The following is a 937-nucleotide window of genomic DNA, read 5'->3' as shown; positions in this document are numbered from 1 at the left end:
GAGAACTACGGCGCGGTGTCGGTCGATGTGGCGCGCCTGAAGGGCTTCATGACGGCCAATTGCAGCATGACTGCCGTTCACCTGTACCTGACCGATCACAAGGCGACAACGATCAATCGGGTCCTCAACGACATCAAACAGTACCGCGCGTCGCATCCGTTCCCGGGTATCAACATTCGCCTCGCGGCGGGCAATGCAGGGGTACTGGCAGCCACCAATGAGGAGGTGGAGCGGAGCGAATTGCCGATGATGCTGTACGTGTACGCGGCCATCGTGATCCTCGTGTTCCTCGCATATCGCGACTGGCGCGCGATGATCGCGTGCTGCGTGCCGTTGGCGGTGGCGACCTTTATCGGCTACTGGTTCATGAAGGAACTCAAGATCGGCCTGACGGTGGCGACCTTGCCGGTGATGGTGCTGGCGGTGGGCATCGGCGTGGACTACGCGCTGTATATCTACAACCGGCTGCAACGGCACCTGGCCGAGGGCGATCCGATCCTCAAGGCGATGGAGCGTGCGCTCGAATTCGAGTGCGTGGCGACGATCTTCACGGCAATCACGCTGGCGATCGGTGTGGCGACGTGGAGCTTCTCGGCGCTCAAGTTCCAGGCCGACATGGGCAAGCTGCTCGCGTTCATGTTCATCGTCAACCTGGTGATGGCCATGACGGCACTGCCCGCGCTGGCCTCGGTGCTGGAGCGCTGGTTCCCGCGTCGCAAGCCGGCGCGTGCGCCGGGCCTGCTCAGCCACTGAAGCTTGCGAACATCACGACGGAGACTCAACCATGATCAAGACAGTCGTCGTCTGTACCGTACTTTGCGGTGCTGCAGCGGCATTTGCCCGACTCCATGGGCCGATCGCGAACGCGGCCGGGCCGATTCACACGATCCCGACCCATGCGGAACCCGCGGGCGCACGCACCGTTGCCGTCGACGAA

The 937-nt window shown here is 62.9% G+C and carries 1 protein-coding gene; it reads left to right on the top strand.

All coding sequences use genetic code 11. The annotated features are described in order from the left end of the window. Positions 1 to 753, top strand: a 753-nt coding sequence (locus G3N94_RS41760) for an efflux RND transporter permease subunit (protein WP_205799966.1), incomplete at its 5' end; no start/stop codon positions are given. Between the last annotated feature and the right edge of the window lie 184 nt (positions 754 to 937).

Source organism: Burkholderia sp. Ac-20353 (assembly GCF_017104785.1).
In the GTDB taxonomy this organism is placed as follows: Bacteria; Pseudomonadota; Gammaproteobacteria; order Burkholderiales; family Burkholderiaceae; genus Burkholderia.
Note: the sequence above shows the minus strand (reverse complement) of the source record. Positions and strands in the feature narration are given on the sequence as shown.